Raw genomic sequence first — 16,737 nt, forward strand, 5'->3', positions numbered from 1 at the left:
AAAATCCTTTAGATGGTGGGCAGTGCCCACCCTACGCACTCCCCTCACTCCCCCATCTCCCCCACTCTCCATGTCCTCTTCCTTCAAGCCCGAGAGCCTGCGCAACTACGCCATCATCACCGCCGCCTACTGGGGTTTTACCCTCACCGACGGTGCCCTGCGCATGATGGTGCTCCTGCATTTTCACCAGCTGGGCTACAGTCCATTGGCGATCGCCATGCTGTTTCTCTTCTATGAAGTGTTTGGCGTGGTGACCAACCTCTTCGGTGGCTGGATTGGGTCCCAGGTGGGCATTCGGCAAACCCTTTACGGCGGCATCGCCCTGCAAATTTTTGCCCTGGTAATGCTGAGCGGCTTGAACATCGACTGGGGAGTGCCGGTACAGGTGAGCTATGTGATGGCGGCCCAGGCCTGCTCGGGCATTGCCAAAGACCTTACCAAGATGAGTTCTAAGAGCGCCATTCGCCTAGTGGTGCCAAAGGAAGCGGCGTCGCGCCTGTTTAAGTGGGTAGCGGTGCTGACGGGGTCAAAAAACGCGCTGAAAGGGGCGGGGTTTTTCGCCGGGGCGGCGCTGCTGGAATGGGTAGGCTTTCGCCCAGCCCTGCTGAGCCAGGCAGCGATGCTAGGGATGATTTTGCTGTCGGGGGCACTGCTGCCGGCAGGTATGGGCAAAATCGGCAAAAAGGTGCCCTTCAAGCAGCTGTTTTCTAAGAGCAAAGCGATCAATGTGCTGTCGGCGGCGCGGTTCTTTTTGTTTGGCTCGCGGGATGTGTGGTTTGTGGTGGCGCTGCCAGTGTTTTTGTATGAAGTGCTGGGCTGGCGGTTTATGCAGGTGGGCAGCTACATGGCCCTTTGGGTAATTGGCTACGGCATGGTGCAGTTTTTGGCACCGCAGCTGTTGCGCAAAGATGGCACTGGTAAGGTGGTGCCCAAGGCCAAGACGATTTTGTTTTGGACCTCAAGTTTGACTGCAATTCCGGCACTGATTGCGCTGACGCTGATAGCTGGGGTGCGGGGCGACATTGCCGTGACCGGCGGACTCGTAGTGTTTGGCGTGGTGTTTGCCTTTAACTCGGCGGTGCACTCGTATCTGGTGCTGGCCTACACCGAAGATCGCGATGTCAGCCTCAATGTGGGCTTTTACTATATGGCCAACTCGGGCGGGCGGCTGGTGGGAACGATCGCCTCAGGACTGGTCTACCAATGGTTTGGGCTGGTGGGGTGCCTGTGGGTATCGAGCTTGTTTGTGCTGGCAGCGGCGCTGATTACGACGCAGTTGCCCGACCCTAGCCCTGGTAATTCGGTGGTGGTGGTCAGCTAATCAGCAAATGTTGGCTTTGGCTGACCATTCAAAGATTTGTGATGGGAGGTAGGATCTGGAATCCTATTCTCTAAACTGTAGTTATAGCTACAGTTTTTGCAAGGAAATTATGGATAAGCAATCGTCTAGCCAGCGTCGCCAGGTGATCGGAGAGCTGCGCCACCAGCTGCGATTTGCCAGTGTGGAAGAGCGCGATCGCATTCGCCAAGAGCTAAACTTTTGGGAGCAGCGGGGTCGCTAGCCCGCCGACAGCAGGGGCAGCAGCAGGGTGACGAAAAAGTACACCAGTGCCCCCGTAAACACATAGCTATCGGTGCGGTCTAAAATGCCGCCGTGGCCGGGGATGAGGGCTCCAGAGTCTTTGACCCCGGCATCTCTTTTCATCAGCGATTCGGTGAGGTCGCCGAGCAGGCTGGAGGTGCCCACCATTAGGCCCAGGGCAGCTCCGGTAGCGGGCCAGAGAGGCCATTGCAGCCAGTGGCTACCGATCAAGGCCACCACCATACTGCCCAGCATGCCAAAGACTGCCCCTTCAACCGTCTTCTTGGGGCTGATGTTAGACAGCGGGGTGCGACCAATCATTTTTCCAGCGATATAGGCGCCAATATCTGAAGCCCAAATGCAGGCAAAGGCTAGCAGAGTGACAACAAGACCGTAGGGTAAGCTGTCGAGGACGGGGGGCCAGGTTGCAGGCCAGAAGCCGCCTAGGGGCAGGGTGGTAGCGGTGTCGCCCAGATCGCGCAGCCGCACCCAAAAGCTAGGTAGATAGCCGCCGTAGAACAGGCCCAAAATAGACGCGGCTACATCGGCAATGGTGGCCACCTGGGGCTGGAACAGCAGATAAAAGCAGATAAACGTGCCGCTCAGCGGCAGCAGGGCGTCGGCCAAAGGCGGCGACAGATGGGCGGTAATCAGCAGCAGCTGGCTCACTACTAGGGTGGTTTTGGCCGCTGGCAAGATGCCTTTGGCTTTGACCAGGGCAAAAATTTCGAGCTGCCCCAAGAAAATCAGCACCCCAAAACCCAGGGTAAAGTACCAACCCCCCAGCAAAATCATGGCCAGGGCGACGACGATCGCAACTATTCCGCTAATAATTCGAGGCCAGGGCATAGGTGGAGTGCAGAGGGGGTGAACAGAGGGTTGCCCCTAGTTATGAGGCAGCAACTGTCATGCAGCTTATTACACTGTGCCACATTCCCCTAGAGTCCCCGCTAGGAAACCAAGACAGGAGGTTAGCGGTAAGGTGCCCGCGCGGTTAGGCCTAGCCCTGGCCGATAGGAGTGGCAAGCTGGGGATAGCCTGCTTCTATTAAGGCGCGATCGCGAATTCGGCAAGAGTCACACCGCCCACAGGGCTCTGCCCCGCCCTGATAGCACGACCAGGTTTGCGCGATCGGCACCCCCAGCCTTACTGCTCGGCGCACAATATCCGCTTTAGAATCCAGCACCAGGGGAGCGACCAGCTTGGGAGCATGGCCCTCTAGCCCCGCCTTAGATGAGAGCTGAGCTAGCTGCTGAAATGCGGCCAAATACTCGGGCCGACAGTCGGGGTAGCCAGAATAATCCACCGCGTTGATGCCCAGGTAGATCGCCTCGGCCTCCTTAGCTTCGGCCAGAGCCAGGGCCAGAGCAATAAACACCGTATTGCGCCCCGGCACGTAGGTGGAGGGAATGCCCGCCTCAAGACCGTCCTGAGGCAGCGGCTGAGCCAGGTCGGTGAGAGAAGACGCGCCCCACTGGGCTAAATTGACATCAATCAAGTGGTGATCGGCGATCGCAAAATGCTTTGCCACTGCCTTCGCTGCCTCTAGCTCCCGCTGGTGCCGCTGGCCATAGTTGAAGGAAAGAGCAATTAGATCATAGCCATCGGCGATCGCCTGGGCAGCGGCCGTAGCGGAATCGAGACCGCCCGAAAGTAGCACAATGGCTTTAGGAGTAAGGCTTGACTGAGCCATAGGGCAAAGAAGATCTGAGCGACTGTTTGGCAATTTGCACGGTAGCTAGAATAGCCCAATGCTGCTCAAAAACCCGAGGCTTCGGATTTCTCTAATTGATTAGATGACTGCGCGTTGTCGAAGGCTTTGCCTTTTCAATCAATAAGTAATTACTCATAATAGAAGCACTAAAGTCTTGGCCTCTTTAGTCAATAAGTAATTACTCATAGCAAATGCTTAGCGCTGGCGAATCACCATTGTTAACGGAATAAGTTGCGGTCTAGTCTTCATGGCAGTTTTAAAATAGGGATAAATCAAGCTATCGGAAGAAACTGGGTCTTTACTTGGGGTAGATACATTGAGTTCTGTCTAAATTTTTAGTTGACAGGCTCAGTTTCTTGCGCTTAAACTCAGTAAATCGAACAAGTCAGCCTAGTCTGCTAGCCCTGTGCCTTATAGGTTTACGCCTTTAATTGCCTGTGCTGTCAGAGCGGGGGAACCAGTAAAGGGGCGTATTTCCGAGTTCTTAATACCCAATTGAGGGTAATCGGAAGAGGACATTTCTCAGTCCTAGCCCGTCAGCTAACCTCGTCGGCATTGAGGAGAGATTGAATCGTCAGCATTTTTGATCAATGCTTGGCTGTTTCAGTATCCTAAGTCGTGTTAACACGGCTTGTTCGCTGTCCATGATTAACCTCTAGGAGGGTCTCATGCAGCGTAAGTTGCGCACTAGGGCGGCTGCTCGTTCGGGGCAGCCTAAGTCTGTCAAGCCGTCATTTCGCCTGCCATTGGAAAAGATTGTCTTGCCGGCGATCGCGTTTCTCGTCGTGCTGCTGGTTTGGTGGGTAGTTGCCGAATTCTTCACCACACTGATGCCTACCCCTTGGCAAGCATTCGTCGACAACCTCGACTACATTTTTAACCCCTTTTTCCGACGCGGGCCGGGCAACTTGGGCATTGGCTGGCTGCTATTGGCCAGTCTACGGCGGGTGTTGATCGGGTTTTTGCTGGGGACTTTAGTCGCTATTCCCGTCGGCTTCTGGATCGGTCTCTCGCCTCGCGCCATGACGGCTATCAACCCCATAGTGCAGCTGTTTCGCCCGGTGTCTCCGGTAGCCTGGTTGCCCATTGCCCTGTCAATCTTTAACCTGGCTAACCCGTCGGCCATTTTCGTGATTTTTATTACTTCACTGTGGCCCACGGTAATCAACACCGCCCTGGGTGTAGCCAGCGTTCCTAAAGACTATTTAGATGTGGCGCAGGTGCTAGAAATGCCACGCTGGCGGCAGATGACCAAGATTATCTGGCCTGCAAGTTTGCCCTATATATTTACCGGCCTACGGCTGAGTTTGGGGATTGCCTGGCTAGTGATTGTGGCCGTTGAAATGCTCACGGGTGGTATTGGCATTGGCTTCTTTATCTGGGATGAATGGAACCGACTTAGCCTCAGCTCGGTATTTCTAGCAGTGGTTGTCATCGGCCTTACTGGCCTGTTGCTAGACTACGCCATTACCCTAATCGAGCGATGGGCGACCCATCGCCCCGCCAAGGCTATGTAACCTGTAACTTGACTGGCAGATTCCCTCAACGGCAGGTTTGAGTAAGCATTCAAACACTGCTGGCCGGTCTAAAGCACTTCCTGACACCTCACAGACAAAAGGATTAAAGCCATGACGAGGATCAATCGGCGATCGCTCCTTCAGGGGGCGGTTGGGTTTACGGCGGGGCTTGCCGCTTCGGCCTGTAGTCAGGCGTTGCGCCCGAGCGGTTCAGCACCCAGCAGTGGTGCGGCGGCTCAGGCTGCCAACATTGAGCAGGTTGTCGACCCGGCCAGCTTGGAGCGATCCCACATCAAAGTGGGCTACGTGCCCGTCAACGACTGCGCTCCCTTTGCGATCGCCCAGGCCAAAGGCTTTTTTCACAAATACGGGCTGACGGTCACCCTCAACCGCGAGGCCAGCTGGGGTACCTCCCGCGACGCCGTCATCTTTGGGCGGCTCGACGCATCCCCGGTAGTCTCTGGGGCCGTCACCAACGCCCGGGTTGGAGCTGAGGGTGCCCCCCCAGCTCCCATGTGTGCTGCCCTAACCATTCACCGCCACGGCAACGCCATGACCATGAACCGCGCCATGTGGGAGTCTGGCCTACGCCCCTGGCGAGAATATGGCGGCGACCTAGAGGCCTTTGGTCGCGATTTTCGGGGCTATTTTGATGGAATACCCCCATCTCAACGGGTCTGGGCTGCGGTACTCAGTTCAGCCATCTACGAATACTTCATTCGCTACCTCTCGGCGGCGGCAGGGGTCGATCCAATAGAAGCGTTCCGCATCATTATTAGTCCGCCGCCGCAGATGGTCTCCAACATCAGAATTGGAGCGATGCAGGCCTATATGGTCGCCGAACCGTGGAATACTCGTGCCATTTCCGGCAACGAGGATGTTGGCTTTACCTTTGCCCATGGCAAAGAGATCTGGCAAGGCCACCCCGACCGGGTGCTAGCGGTGATGGAAGACTTTATCAACGAAAACCCCAAGACCTACCGCTCCCTCGTCAAGGCGATGATCGAGGCCTGCCGCTACTGCGACGACCCGGCCAATCGAACCGAAGTTGCAGAGATTATTGCGGAGCGATCGTTCACTGGGGCAAAGCCCAAGTTTACAGAACCCGCCCTAGTGGGTAACTACAACTACGGCGGTTTCGACGGCAAAGATCGCACGGTTCAGATGCCAGATAGCACCATCTTCTTTGACCTGCCCGAGAGCCTGCCCCACCCAGCCGGAGATCACTCCACCTTTATGTGGCAGTCTCAGTCGATCTGGCTGATGACCCAGGCCACTCGCTGGGGGCAGATCGAGGAGTTTCCAGCCGATGCGGAGGCCAAAGCTAAGCAAGCCTGGCGCACCGATCTGTATCGAGACATCGCCAATGAAATGGGCATTGAGTGCCCAGCGGATGACTACAAGGTAGAGCCTGGAGAGCTGTTTATTGATGGCATTGCCTATGACCCCAGCGATCCAGTGGGCTATTTGAACGGGTTTGAGATTCGCGCTAACCGTCCCCAGCGAATCTATATGGGGTGAGGGATGACAGGTAGAAGGGCTGACAAGTCAAGATCTTTAGAGCGGCTAACTTTCTAGCTTTTAACCCTCAGTCAAGCCCGTTTTCCCTCAAGCAGTCTTCCTTGCTCTAGATGCATTATTTAGGAGAAAACCATGGTCAAGTCAAGTCAATACTCGCAGCCCTCTGAGCATCGGCAGGCTGAATTTGAAACGGATTTTTTGGTCGTTCAAGACTTAGTGAAGGCTTACCCCAGTGCTGGCGGCGACCCTACGGTTGTGCTCGACAACATCAACCTCACCGTTGGGGCCAACGAGTTTATTGCCATTATTGGCCACTCGGGCTGCGGCAAGTCGACGCTGCTCAAAATTGTCAGCGGCCTGGAGCAGGCCACCTCTGGCGGAGTGTTTTTGGAGGGTTCACCGATTAAAAAACCGGGGGCCGATCGCATGATGGTGTTTCAGCAGTATTCGCTGCTGCCCTGGCTGACGGTGCGCGAAAACGTGCGGTTGGCGGTGAATGAGGTGTGTGACCATCTCTCGCCCCGCGATCGCACTGACCTGGTGGAAGAACACCTGGCGATGGTGAACCTGACCGCCGCCGCCGAAAAATACCCCGACGAGCTGTCGGGCGGCATGAAACAGCGGGTGGGCATTGCCCGCGCCCTGGCGATTCGGCCCAAGATGCTGCTGATGGATGAACCTTTTGGTGCGCTTGATGCTCTGACCCGGGGCCACCTTCAGCGTCAGGTGCTCGACATTTGGGAGCGCAACCCCCAGGCGGTGATGATGATTACCCACGATGTAGATGAGGCGATCTATATGGCCGATCGCATTGTGATGATGACCAATGGCCCCAATGCCCACATCGGCGAAATTTTGGAAGTGCCGTTTGACCACCCGCGCGATCGCACGGCCCTGCGCGAATCTAAAGAGTACTATGAACTCCGCAACCACGCCCTCGGGTTCCTCGACAACTACTTTGAGCAAATGAGCTAGGGCGTTGGGGTGAGCAACGCTGACCACAGCTCACTGGCTCTACTCCGCTAATACGTAGCGGGTGAGCACGCGCATGATTTCGTTGATGCGCCCAGTGGGCTGGGGTTTACTCCATTCGCGCACTTCGGCAAAGCCGAGGCGATATAGTTCGTGGATGATGCGCTCTACACCGTGGGCGCTGCCGACAACTAATATGCGAATGACCTCGCGCCCCGGCTCGGCAGCGGGTTCGATGGTGACTTGCAGTGTGGGGCTAGACAGTGCTGAAGGAATAAACGCTTGTTGCATAGGGACACCTTCATGTAATCGCTTAAGATGACAAGCGCATCATACAGCATCCCTCGCAAAGATGTCATCTCTTGCGATTACATTTACGATGCTCTGCTCCTTTGGGACGATGGGAGCATGGGAAGAGCAGGCAAAGCGCTACGAGAAGTCCTCACACAGTACGGCATTAGCCAAAATAGTCTTGCCGTCAAAATGGGCTTGCAGCGATCGGCTATCTACAAATGGTTTCACGAAGAACGCGATCCTACAGCGGAAACAGTTGTAGATATTACAGAAGCGTTGAAGAGCCTAAATTCTCAGGCTGCCGAAGATTTCGTAAAGCTGTACCTGGGCGACGTACTCTCAGATTCGTAAGCACGCATACTACGCCAATAGGACGTCCCAAATCCGTAAAACTCCTGAGATTGGGCACCCTAGATGAAGTAGTAAACAGGCTTACTCGGTGGCCCCTATGACAGACTCTCTCAAAGCCGCTGCAAAAGCAGGGGACATCAAAGCACTCGAAGCCTTGATGAACAAATCCTTTGAGTCGAAGGGGGTTACAGTTCGAGTGACCAGTTCAGGGGCTTTACTCAAGATAGTTGTGCGGGGCAAGGAGACACTTGATAAAGCACTGCTACCCACTATTCAGAAAGGACTGGCAGGTATTTCCCCTAAGGGCTTTGAGCAAGCTATTGTTACGGCAAGAGTCATTGGAAAAGCTGATGCTTGGTCTCATAAGTGGGAATTGCCTAGAGAGAGACAAGCAGAATCGCCACCTGATGCTGCTATCTCTGCCTCATTACCTGCACCTAAGCCAGCTGTAAAAGTCTTAACTAGCAGCAAAAAGTCAAAGCTTTGGTATCAAAAGAATTGGCTGATTATTAGTCTGCTGATACTATTTCCTATCGCTGGCATTCCCCTTGCTTGGATAAGTAAATGGCCTAGGAGAAATAAAATTGGCGCATCGACCGCTAGCGGGCTTTGGCTTTTACTATCCTTCCTTACACAATTGGTTCCTGAGACACAGCCAAGAGTTGCCCAAGAAGATTCTCAAGCGCCAACGACAGAACTAGCAGTAGCAGCAGAAGAACAAGCGGAAACTTCTGATTCTGTTCAAGATCGCGTGTTTGCAGATGCAGTTAATCAGGCAATGGCAGCGGCAGGGGCTGCCCAAACAGCTCAAAATTCTGATGATTGGAAAAATGTATCAAACCTCTGGACTACAGCTATTGAATTGATGAGAGCTGTCCCAGAGACTAGCCAGAACTACCAGGCAGCTCAGCAGAAAGTATCTGAATATCAATCCAATCTTGCGTATGCTAATCAAAATCAGAAAATTCAAACAAGTAGCGCTTCTAAGCCAGAGGCAAAAGCTTTTTCAAAAGTCCTCGCTAGTTTTGTGAACGAATCTAGCAAAGAGGTCAACGAAATCATAGCTCTTACAGCCCACGTTGCCGATCATGGCACACTAGGCGACTTTGCAGAATTAGATGCTTTAGGAAAGGGCTTTGTTATGATGACAATACTTAATTCTTGGATTGTAGAAGGCAAAACATCTAAATCTCTAACTCTTGAAGAAGAGCAAGAAATTATTACCGACTTAACTTTAGTTTTATCTGAAGCAGAAAAGGCCTATCCTAACGAGTCTATATACAAAGCCGCGAGTGTGGTTGCGGCAGCGTCAGGAATCATCAAGTAGCCAACTACAAATATTCTCTGGGTGGCAAAGTGGTCATTAATCATTATTAAAACTTATGCTGCCCTAGTGAGCCCAATCTTTTTAGAAACCAGGCAAGTTTAGCAGGTTGCATTGGAGCGATCGCCTATTCTCTCGACTAGGCAATATGCTCAAAAACCAAGACCAAGATCAGCTTTAGGGTGCGTAGCACTCAGGCGAGGCTCCGCGATCTCCAACAACCGTAGGGTGCATTCGCGCAGCAATGCACCACTTTGAGGTTTCACCCACCGTTGGGCACCTTGATACAAAGTGCATCCCTCGTTTCCATGCCCAACTACCGACGTTGCTACCAACCCGGCGGCAGCTTCTTCTTCACCCACGTTACCTATCAACGCTATCCCTGGCTCTGTACCAATTTAGGCAGGCAGTCCTTGCGCAATGCCATCATCACGGTACGGAAAAAGTATCCTTTTACCATTGATGCCTTTGTGCTCTTACCCGACCATTTCCATTGCATTTGGACATTGCCTGAGAAGGATGTCGATTACGCTAAGCGGTGGCGGCTGATCAAGCTGATGGTGACAAAAGCTTGCGGCCAGGAGTTAGCGCTGCCGTCTGAGAAAAGCCCATCGGGGGAGCGGCGTAGGGAAGGGAATTTGTGGCAACGGCGCTATTGGGAGAGCTGCATTCGAGATGAGCAGGATTTTGTGAGCCATTGTGAGTATATTCACAACAATCCGGTGAAGCATAGATTGGTTGAGTGCCCAACGGATTGGGCGTTTTCAAGTGTGCATCGGTATTTGCGGGAGGAGCGGTAATCGGGGAGGAATTCGCTCAGTTCAAAGACACTCTCAGTGGTGCATTGCTGCGCGAATGCACCCTACAAGCTTGTTGGCATTTGCCTGATGGCGACCCGGTTCAGGCATCATAAGCACTCTTGTTGCCTCAGATCGCTCTCACAGGCGAAAGGATGCAGAGCCATAGCGCTAAAATGGGAAGCTGCGTTGTTGCTATACCCAAAGCCTAGACCTATGGCCGGTTCTGCTCGTCAATATCACATCACCACCTTCGGCTGCCAGATGAACAAGGCCGACTCCGAACGCATGGCGGGCATCCTCGACACCATGGGCCTCACCTGGACCGACGACCCCTACGACGCCGACGTGGTGCTCTACAACACCTGCACCATTCGCGACAACGCCGAGCAAAAGGTTTACTCCTACCTGGGTCGCCAAGCCAGACGCAAGCACGAAAACCCCGACCTGACGCTAATTGTGGCCGGGTGCGTCGCCCAGCAAGAAGGCGAAGCCCTGCTGCGCCGGGTGCCCGAACTCGACCTGGTGATGGGGCCACAGCACGCCAACCGCCTGCAAGACCTGCTGGAGCAGGTGTTCGACGGCAACCAGGTCGTCGCCACCGAAGAGGTGGACATCATGGAAGACATCACCAAGCCCCGGCGCGACAGCACCATTACCGCCTGGGTGAACGTGATCTACGGCTGCAACGAGCGCTGCACCTACTGTGTGGTGCCCGGCGTGCGCGGCGTTGAGCAGTCGCGCACCCCCGAGGCCATCCGCGCCGAGATGGAAGAACTGGGCCGCCAGGGGTTCAAAGAAGTCACCCTGCTGGGTCAAAACATCGACGCCTATGGCCGCGACCTGCCCGGCTCCACCGCCGACGGCAGGCACCAGCACACCTTCACCGACCTGCTATATTTCGTCCACGATGTGCCCGGCATTGAGCGCATTCGCTTTGCCACCAGCCACCCCCGCTACTTTACCGAGCGGCTGATTCGCGCCTGTGCTGAGCTGCCCAAGGTGTGCGAGCACTTCCACATTCCCTTTCAGTCGGGCGACAACGATGTACTGAAAGCCATGGCGCGGGGCTACACCCACGAAAAATATCGTCGCATCATCGACACCGTGCGGCGCTACCTGCCCGACGCCGCCCTCAGTGCCGATGCGATCGTCGGCTTCCCCGGCGAAACCGAGGAGCAGTTTCAGCGCACGATGGATTTAGTCAATGACATTGGCTTTGATCAGCTCAACACGGCGGCCTATTCGCCCCGCCCCGGCACCCCCGCCGCCCTGTGGGAAAACCAGTTGTTTGAGGAGGTGAAGGCCGATCGCCTCCAGCGGCTAAATCATCTGGTGAATACGAAGGCGGCGGAGCGATCGCAGCGCTACCAGGACCGCATCGAAGAAGTGCTCGTCGAAGCCGCCAACCCCAAAAACCCCACCCAGGTGATGGGCCGTACCCGGGGCAACCGCCTCGCCTTCTTCCCCGGCGATATTGCAGTGCTGAAAGGCGAACTGGTGCCGGTCAAGATCACCGAAGTGCGCCCCTTTAGCCTGACTGGCGAACCACTGCGGGTGCCAGCGATCGCGGGCTAATTGCTGCCAAGCATTGAGCTGACAACTTAAGGACACCATAATTTGCTGAGCGCAGGGGCTGAGGCTGCTGCGCTGTTTTGTCGTGCGATCGCGGCTGGAGCCCGCTTTGGCCAAATTGGGATTGCAAGGGGGAGAGGGTGCGATCGCCCAACTCAGTCCGCTCAAGAGCCTTTAATTTCTGTGCCTTTAGCTACATTTATGTGACCATGTCAGCAAAATGTGACAAAATACTTCCAAAGTATTTTTGCTTATCGACTGCGTCAAGCAGTCGGGCGGTTCAGGGCCAATAGCGGACACCACCATGAGACAGCTTAACTATCGACCTGCGCCTCGAACCCTTAGGCTATGGCGCCCCTCATCCCATCAACCTCGATTCACCCACGGGCAAATTTTCACCTCCTACCTGTGCAGCTTTGTGGGCATTGCCGTCCTGGCCTACCTCACGGCCTACACCGGCTATCCCCTAATTGCGGCCCCCTTTGGAGCCACAGCGGTGCTGGTGTTTGCCGTGCCCGAAAGCCCCCTGGCCCAGCCCCGCAACGTGATTGGAGGATGCGTGATCGGGGGATTGGTCTGCGTCGCCTGCGTTAGTCTGTTTGGCACCGCGCCTTGGGTAATGGCCCTAGCCGTAGCCACCGCGATTAAGCTGATGCAGCTCACCCACACCCTGCATCCCCCTGGGGGAGCCGTTGCCCTAGTAGGCGTTATGAGTAATGCCTCTTGGGATTTTGTTTTTACCCCCGTATTGACCGGGGCGGTTTTGCTAGTGGCCTGTACGGTGGCCTTTAGCCATTGGATGCCAGACCGCCCTTACCCCAAACACTGGCTTTGACAGTGAGGTTGTGCGGCTGCAAATGACTTGAACTTCTATAGATAATTTTGTGTCGCCCGCACCAGCAGCGAACAATTAATTAACTATTTGTACTGTGCAAGTCATAACCACAAACTCTTCTCCATAACCAATTTTGATAAACCTTTCCACCTGTTCAAATCCTAGCTGTGCCCACACCCGCTGAGCCCGTTTGTTGAACTCTGCTATCGTTACCCGCAGCTGATTCGTCCTGTATTGACTCGCCCCGTGCTCTATTACAGCTTGGGCATATTGCTTACCGCGTCCTTGCCCAACTAAGTCTGGACGTATTCCTATTCCAATATCAAGGGCTTCAGTGCTGTAGTCGCCACCTGGTACTTGACCATCTAACCCAAAGGAGCAATAGCCTTCGAGTTCTCCTTGTCGGTTCAAGATCGCCCAAAAGTTGTTTTTTGCATCAATTAAATAGTGCAAATCCCCCTGAACCGTATCAGCATTAAAGTTGTAATAGTCGTATGGGGAACTGTAGCGCCAGTTGACAATAAATGACGCGTGTTTTTTCTCAAGCTGACAAAAAGTAAGCCCCAATCCAATTTCCTTGCCATTGGCCGGTGAAAAGTGCATGAGGCGATTGCGCGTCCGGAGCAGAGGGTTAAACCAAAGACCTATCAGAAGCATAAAATGCCAGGTGGGTAGTGCCGTAGTGCTTTTGGCGCACCAGCTCCAGCCCAGGAATGGCGATCGGAGCCCAAGCATCGGGGCGATGCTCCACGGCAATTTCGCCCGTGGACTGAAGCAGACTTAGGCTCGCCACCCGTTCGAGAACAGGCAGGTACAGCTCGCTGTCGTAGGGCGGATCGAAGTAAATGCAGTCGAAAGGTTGCCCGTGCAGCCGCGACAGTTGCTTCACCACATCGCCTCGAAACAGGCTAAACGTTTGGTCAGGCTGAGCCACTTTTTGCCAGTTTTCGCGGGTAATGGCGTAGGCCTCTGGCGATTTCTCAATTCCTACCACTTCTGCTGCACCGCGACACAGCGCCTCGGCCCCCATCGCCCCGCTGCCCGTGCATAGATCGAGCCAGCGGCAGTCGGCCATACGACCCTGCCAAATGTTGAACAACGCCTCGCGCACTCGCGCCGAGGTGGGGCGGGTGTCTAGACCGGGCAGGGTTTTGAGGGCGCGATTGCCGTAGATGCGCAGCATGGGTTAGGCCACAGCCATAGGGGTTTGGGCTTTGACCAGAGCGACAAAGTTGGCCAGCATGACCAAGCCGGCTGGAGCTGACTTTTCGGGGTGGTACTGCATAGCCAGGATGTTGTCTTGGGCGATCGCCGCCGTCACCGTCTGAGTCCCATGGGTTGTCGTCGCCGCATTCACCGCTGGGTTGCTGGGCTCAGCATAGTAGGAGTGCACAAAGTACACCCAGTCGCCATCGCTCACCCCCTGCCACAGGGGGCACTGGGGCTGGGTCAGTGTTAGCTGATTCCAACCCATGTGGGGAATGGCAATGTCCGGCTCTTTTTGAAACTTCTTAATGCGTCCGGGAATAATGCCCAGCCCTGGCTCTATGCCTTCATCGCTGCCGTCGAACAACAGCTGTAGGCCCAGACAGATGCCAAGAAACGGTTTGCCCAATGCGATCGCCGCCCGAATTGGCTCTACCAACCCCTTCTCTCGCAAGTGCCGCATCGCCGGGTCAAAGGCCCCATCACCGGGCAGCACCAGAGCATCGGCAGCCTCTAAATCTGCCACTACGTCCGTGATCTGCGGTGTCGCCCCCGCCAGCGCCAACCCCTTACAGGCCGAGTGCAGGTTGCCCATGTCGTAGTCAATCACGGCAATATTAGCCATACATGCTCCTGCCCTCTGGCGTCGGGGTTTCTACAGGCTCTATCTTACCTGGGGATGGGGGGGAGAGTGGGAGAGTAGGGGGTAGGGGGTGGATGGGTAGATGGGTGGGGATGGAGGAAAGTTTTGAGGGCTGAGTTTTGGGTTTTGAGTTTTGGATGTACGGAAAGCATGCAAAACTCAACCCTTAAAATTCAAAACTAGCTCATTACTCCCCCACTCCCTCACCTCCCTCACCTTCCTCATCCCCTCACCCTCGACTCCCCCATGCTCCTCACCACCTTCGCTCCCTGGCGGGCCCACCAGCTCTCTAACGCCGCCGATGATCTGATTGCTTACCTGCAACAGCAACAGCAGATTCCTTTGGGCACCACTGTTCTGCGCCACATTCCCGTTAGTTTTGAGCTGGCCCCGATTCGGGTCATCGCTAAGGTGGCCGAGTTGCGGCCGTCGGTGGTCGTCTGCTGCGGTATGGCTGAGGGGCGCACCCACCTCAACCTAGAGCGCTACGGTAAACGGGATGATCTAGCAGTACCCACCTCTCTACCGCTGGAAGCCTTGATGGCGGACACTCACCTGACGGTGATTAGCGACTGCGCCGGCACCTACGTGTGCAATCACTTGTATTACCGGGTGTTGGGGGCGATCGCCCAATACCGCTGGCCTACCCAAGCCCTCTTTGTTCACATTCCACCCCTAACGCCGGCAACGCGACCCGTTTTTGCCCACGACCTGGCCCTCATACTAAAACGGCTGACCGCACTGGCCAGCCGTTCTGCATAGGGTGAGGTGAGAATGATCAGTTCACGGTGGTTTGAAAGCTAATCAATCCAACCTGGTTAGCGTTTACAGGCCCCACCGTTACCACCACAGCGCCATTGTTTTGGTTAGCACCGCAGACCGCAGGCAGAGCTGCTCCCGGCGGAAAGAAAGTCCCAGGGTCGCCATCAGCAGCACTGGTGTAGGTAACCGTCGGCCCCGCTGGGCTAGAGGAGGCGATCGCCTCAATGCCTAGCCCCGGCCCGTAGCCGTCGGGGTTAAAGGTCGTCCCAGCTGGAATCTGGTCGCACACTACTACGTCGGCGACACTAACGGTATCGGTGTTGGTCAAGTAAATGGTGTACTCAATGCCGTTACCAGTCTGCACGGGCGGATCGGCAATGGTAATTTGTCCTTGACCGAGGTTGTTGTTGCGCAACAGGTCGATGGCGCTGCCGGTGCCCAAAACCTGGGTAAAGTCAGGCAGAGTAGCCGGCCCCAGCAAGTCGGTGACCCGCTTCACTAGTGAGAAGCCTCCAGTTCGCCGAATTAAACCAAAGCCACCGGCAATTAGGTCGAGACCACCGACCGCACTTAACCCTGTAGTGTTAGTAGGGAAAATGGTCGTGTCGTTGAAATTGACCAGCTGTGCGCCTGACCCATTCACATCAACGGCAAACAGCGAATACCCAAAAATGGGGTTGGCATTGTCAGGGGCTGTTACCAGGGAATTGATGGGGAAAAAGATACCCTCCACCGCCTGGGTCCCTACCAGGTGAGACGGCCTAAACAACGGTTGCGTAGAATCGCTTTGATCATCCCACCGCATCACGGCCGATGCTACCTGAACGTCGTTACTGGCACCCCAAGTGCCGGTACCAATATCAATTAAAGGGCCATAGGCGGCTGGAGCCCCATTACCGTCTAGAGCTGTGATCGCCGCAATTTTAAAGGCATCATTGCCGCCCCGCTCTAGAATCAAAAACCCTACATTTCCCTGGTCGGCAACGGGAACCGTAATGCCGGGAGCCGTAATGATGTAGTCAATTCTCTCGATATTGTTGGCGGTTTCCTGGCCGGTACCCCCAGGAGCCACCTCCGGCACATTGTTAAAAACGTTGTCAATACCCCGGTTAATGATATTGCTCAGCATGGCCTCTTCAATGCCTCCGACCTGACCAGGGGCTAGGGTGAGCGTGGTGGGGGTAGCGGTCGTTTGCTCAAAGAAGAGCAGTTGACGGTCGGGTAGGTCGGCATCAACATTGCGACGAAACACAATCTGCTGGGCTAACCCTACCGGCGGCAGCAGATCTGTGGCAGGCTCAAATCGAGTGCCGGCAGCAATCACAGCGTTGAGCACAACGTTGTTCTCAGCCCCAAAGGTGAGGTTGGTAACAGCCCCCAGTGTGTCGCAATTGTTGAAGGAGTTGGGATCACACGGTGTGGTGTAGGACGTCCCTGGGAAGGGGCTGGGAACAGCCGGTTGTTCAGTGAAGATCAGCTGATCAACCCCCACTGGGGGAGCAAGCTGAGCCAAGGCCGGGGCTGCCCCGCCAAACACAGTCGCTAGGGCCAGCACGACCCAGACCATCAAGCCAGCTGAGCGAACCACCCAAGGCAGAAGTGTCATAGCGATCCTCGATTGCATCTGGGGTATAGCAAACTGCG

At 55.2% G+C, this 16,737-nt stretch carries 18 protein-coding genes and 1 riboswitch; of the genes, 11 read left to right on the plus strand and 7 right to left on the minus strand.

Annotated features, from left to right (window positions below; all coding sequences use genetic code 11):
• Window positions 1–70: 70 nt before the first annotated feature.
• On the plus strand, window positions 71–1,321 hold the full coding sequence (gene arsJ / locus H6F75_RS14175) for an organoarsenical effux MFS transporter ArsJ (RefSeq protein WP_190753124.1): 1,251 nt from the start codon (window positions 71–73) through the stop codon (window positions 1,319–1,321).
• 109 nt (window positions 1,322–1,430) lie between these two features.
• Window positions 1,431–1,562: a hypothetical protein gene (locus H6F75_RS28515; protein WP_255524884.1), complete on the plus strand. Its 132-nt coding sequence runs from the start codon at window positions 1,431–1,433 to the stop codon at window positions 1,560–1,562.
• Here H6F75_RS28515 and H6F75_RS14180 read toward each other — a convergent pair.
• A complete protein-coding gene (locus H6F75_RS14180; RefSeq protein ID WP_190753125.1) occupies window positions 1,559–2,431 on the minus strand; it encodes a phosphatidate cytidylyltransferase in 873 nt (290 codons plus the stop codon). The genes H6F75_RS28515 and H6F75_RS14180 overlap by 4 nt on opposite strands.
• A 151-nt stretch (window positions 2,432–2,582) precedes the next feature.
• On the minus strand, window positions 2,583–3,275 hold the full coding sequence (gene queC / locus H6F75_RS14185) for a 7-cyano-7-deazaguanine synthase QueC (protein ID WP_190753126.1): 693 nt from the start codon (window positions 3,273–3,275) through the stop codon (window positions 2,583–2,585).
• Between the two features lie 443 nt (window positions 3,276–3,718).
• Window positions 3,719–3,866, plus strand: a riboswitch (cyclic di-AMP (ydaO/yuaA leader).
• A gap of 98 nt (window positions 3,867–3,964) precedes the next feature.
• Here queC and ntrB point away from each other — a divergent pair.
• The 3 genes from ntrB to H6F75_RS14200 all read left to right on the plus strand — a co-directional run bounded on the left by ntrB (window position 3,965) and on the right by H6F75_RS14200 (window position 7,309).
• Window positions 3,965–4,813 (plus strand): nitrate ABC transporter permease, encoded by an 849-nt coding sequence (gene ntrB, locus H6F75_RS14190; protein ID WP_190753127.1) that lies wholly within the window; start codon window positions 3,965–3,967, stop codon window positions 4,811–4,813.
• Between the two features lie 111 nt (window positions 4,814–4,924).
• On the plus strand, window positions 4,925–6,334 hold the full coding sequence (locus H6F75_RS14195; protein WP_190753128.1) for a CmpA/NrtA family ABC transporter substrate-binding protein: 1,410 nt from the start codon (window positions 4,925–4,927) through the stop codon (window positions 6,332–6,334).
• 132 nt (window positions 6,335–6,466) lie between these two features.
• Window positions 6,467–7,309 (plus strand): ABC transporter ATP-binding protein, encoded by an 843-nt coding sequence (locus tag H6F75_RS14200; protein ID WP_190753129.1) that lies wholly within the window; start codon window positions 6,467–6,469, stop codon window positions 7,307–7,309.
• Window positions 7,310–7,348: 39 nt separating this feature from the next.
• Here the strand turns inward: H6F75_RS14200 and H6F75_RS14205 are convergent, their stop codons facing one another.
• Entirely contained in the window at window positions 7,349–7,597 is a 249-nt protein-coding gene (locus H6F75_RS14205) for a hypothetical protein (protein WP_190753130.1), read from the minus strand.
• A 27-nt stretch (window positions 7,598–7,624) separates the two neighbouring features.
• On the opposite strand from H6F75_RS14205, the gene H6F75_RS14210 reads away from it, so the two are divergent.
• The 5 genes from H6F75_RS14210 (at window position 7,625) to H6F75_RS14230 (ending at window position 12,482) form a co-directional block, all read left to right on the plus strand.
• Window positions 7,625–7,951: a helix-turn-helix transcriptional regulator gene (locus H6F75_RS14210; RefSeq protein ID WP_347710651.1), complete on the plus strand. Its 327-nt coding sequence runs from the start codon at window positions 7,625–7,627 to the stop codon at window positions 7,949–7,951.
• Between the two features lie 97 nt (window positions 7,952–8,048).
• Window positions 8,049–9,278: a hypothetical protein gene (locus tag H6F75_RS14215; protein WP_190753131.1), complete on the plus strand. Its 1,230-nt coding sequence runs from the start codon at window positions 8,049–8,051 to the stop codon at window positions 9,276–9,278.
• Window positions 9,279–9,583: 305 nt separating this feature from the next.
• Window positions 9,584–10,075, plus strand: a complete 492-nt coding sequence (locus tag H6F75_RS14220) for a transposase (protein WP_190753132.1) — start codon at window positions 9,584–9,586, stop codon at window positions 10,073–10,075.
• Window positions 10,076–10,288: 213 nt separating this feature from the next.
• On the plus strand, window positions 10,289–11,650 hold the full coding sequence (miaB, locus tag H6F75_RS14225) for a tRNA (N6-isopentenyl adenosine(37)-C2)-methylthiotransferase MiaB (RefSeq protein WP_190753133.1): 1,362 nt from the start codon (window positions 10,289–10,291) through the stop codon (window positions 11,648–11,650).
• Between the two features lie 301 nt (window positions 11,651–11,951).
• Window positions 11,952–12,482, plus strand: a complete 531-nt coding sequence (locus tag H6F75_RS14230) for an HPP family protein (protein WP_190753134.1) — start codon at window positions 11,952–11,954, stop codon at window positions 12,480–12,482.
• A gap of 75 nt (window positions 12,483–12,557) precedes the next feature.
• Here the strand turns inward: H6F75_RS14230 and H6F75_RS14235 are convergent, their stop codons facing one another.
• Genes H6F75_RS14235 through hisH form a run of 3 tightly spaced genes read right to left on the minus strand, consistent with a single transcriptional unit; the run spans window position 12,558 to window position 14,313 of the window.
• A complete protein-coding gene (locus H6F75_RS14235; protein ID WP_190753135.1) occupies window positions 12,558–13,085 on the minus strand; it encodes a GNAT family N-acetyltransferase in 528 nt (175 codons plus the stop codon).
• Window positions 13,086–13,113: 28 nt separating this feature from the next.
• Window positions 13,114–13,665 carry a 16S rRNA (guanine(966)-N(2))-methyltransferase RsmD gene (gene rsmD, locus H6F75_RS14240; protein WP_190753136.1) on the minus strand — a complete coding sequence of 184 codons (552 nt, stop codon included), beginning with the start codon at window positions 13,663–13,665 and terminating at the stop codon, window positions 13,114–13,116.
• A gap of 3 nt (window positions 13,666–13,668) precedes the next feature.
• Window positions 13,669–14,313, minus strand: coding sequence for an imidazole glycerol phosphate synthase subunit HisH (gene hisH, locus H6F75_RS14245; protein WP_190753137.1), 645 nt, complete (start codon window positions 14,311–14,313; stop codon window positions 13,669–13,671).
• Window positions 14,314–14,577: 264 nt separating this feature from the next.
• On the opposite strand from hisH, the gene H6F75_RS14250 reads away from it, so the two are divergent.
• On the plus strand, window positions 14,578–15,093 hold the full coding sequence (locus H6F75_RS14250; RefSeq protein WP_190753138.1) for a peptidase C15: 516 nt from the start codon (window positions 14,578–14,580) through the stop codon (window positions 15,091–15,093).
• Window positions 15,094–15,109: 16 nt separating this feature from the next.
• Here H6F75_RS14250 and H6F75_RS14255 read toward each other — a convergent pair whose 3' ends face one another.
• The gene (locus H6F75_RS14255) at window positions 15,110–16,699 is read right to left on the minus strand and encodes a DUF11 domain-containing protein (protein ID WP_190753139.1); all 1,590 of its coding nucleotides are present in this window, start codon (window positions 16,697–16,699) and stop codon (window positions 15,110–15,112) included.
• Window positions 16,700–16,737 lie beyond the last annotated feature (38 nt).

The sequence above is a fragment of the Nodosilinea sp. FACHB-131 genome, from assembly GCF_014695395.1.
In the GTDB taxonomy this organism is placed as follows: Bacteria; Cyanobacteriota; Cyanobacteriia; order Phormidesmidales; family Phormidesmidaceae; genus Nodosilinea.

Excerpts from the sequence above, each read along its gene's own strand:
- arsJ (WP_190753124.1), top strand. The coding sequence starts at position 71 with ATGTCCTCTTCCTTCAAGCCCGAGAGCCTGCGCAACTACGCCATCATC.
- H6F75_RS28515 (WP_255524884.1), top strand. The coding sequence starts at position 1,431 with ATGGATAAGCAATCGTCTAGCCAGCGTCGCCAGGTGATCGGAGAGCTG.
- H6F75_RS14180 (WP_190753125.1), bottom strand. The coding sequence starts at position 2,431 with ATGCCCTGGCCTCGAATTATTAGCGGAATAGTTGCGATCGTCGTCGCC.
- queC (WP_190753126.1), bottom strand. The coding sequence starts at position 3,275 with ATGGCTCAGTCAAGCCTTACTCCTAAAGCCATTGTGCTACTTTCGGGC.
- ntrB (WP_190753127.1), top strand. The coding sequence starts at position 3,965 with ATGCAGCGTAAGTTGCGCACTAGGGCGGCTGCTCGTTCGGGGCAGCCT.
- H6F75_RS14195 (WP_190753128.1), top strand. The coding sequence starts at position 4,925 with ATGACGAGGATCAATCGGCGATCGCTCCTTCAGGGGGCGGTTGGGTTT.
- H6F75_RS14200 (WP_190753129.1), top strand. The coding sequence starts at position 6,467 with ATGGTCAAGTCAAGTCAATACTCGCAGCCCTCTGAGCATCGGCAGGCT.
- H6F75_RS14205 (WP_190753130.1), bottom strand. The coding sequence starts at position 7,597 with ATGCAACAAGCGTTTATTCCTTCAGCACTGTCTAGCCCCACACTGCAA.
- H6F75_RS14210 (WP_347710651.1), top strand. The coding sequence starts at position 7,625 with ATGACAAGCGCATCATACAGCATCCCTCGCAAAGATGTCATCTCTTGC.
- H6F75_RS14215 (WP_190753131.1), top strand. The coding sequence starts at position 8,049 with ATGACAGACTCTCTCAAAGCCGCTGCAAAAGCAGGGGACATCAAAGCA.
- H6F75_RS14220 (WP_190753132.1), top strand. The coding sequence starts at position 9,584 with ATGCCCAACTACCGACGTTGCTACCAACCCGGCGGCAGCTTCTTCTTC.
- miaB (WP_190753133.1), top strand. The coding sequence starts at position 10,289 with ATGGCCGGTTCTGCTCGTCAATATCACATCACCACCTTCGGCTGCCAG.
- H6F75_RS14230 (WP_190753134.1), top strand. The coding sequence starts at position 11,952 with ATGAGACAGCTTAACTATCGACCTGCGCCTCGAACCCTTAGGCTATGG.
- H6F75_RS14235 (WP_190753135.1), bottom strand. The coding sequence starts at position 13,085 with ATGCACTTTTCACCGGCCAATGGCAAGGAAATTGGATTGGGGCTTACT.
- rsmD (WP_190753136.1), bottom strand. The coding sequence starts at position 13,665 with ATGCTGCGCATCTACGGCAATCGCGCCCTCAAAACCCTGCCCGGTCTA.
- hisH (WP_190753137.1), bottom strand. The coding sequence starts at position 14,313 with ATGGCTAATATTGCCGTGATTGACTACGACATGGGCAACCTGCACTCG.
- H6F75_RS14250 (WP_190753138.1), top strand. The coding sequence starts at position 14,578 with ATGCTCCTCACCACCTTCGCTCCCTGGCGGGCCCACCAGCTCTCTAAC.
- H6F75_RS14255 (WP_190753139.1), bottom strand. The coding sequence starts at position 16,699 with ATGACACTTCTGCCTTGGGTGGTTCGCTCAGCTGGCTTGATGGTCTGG.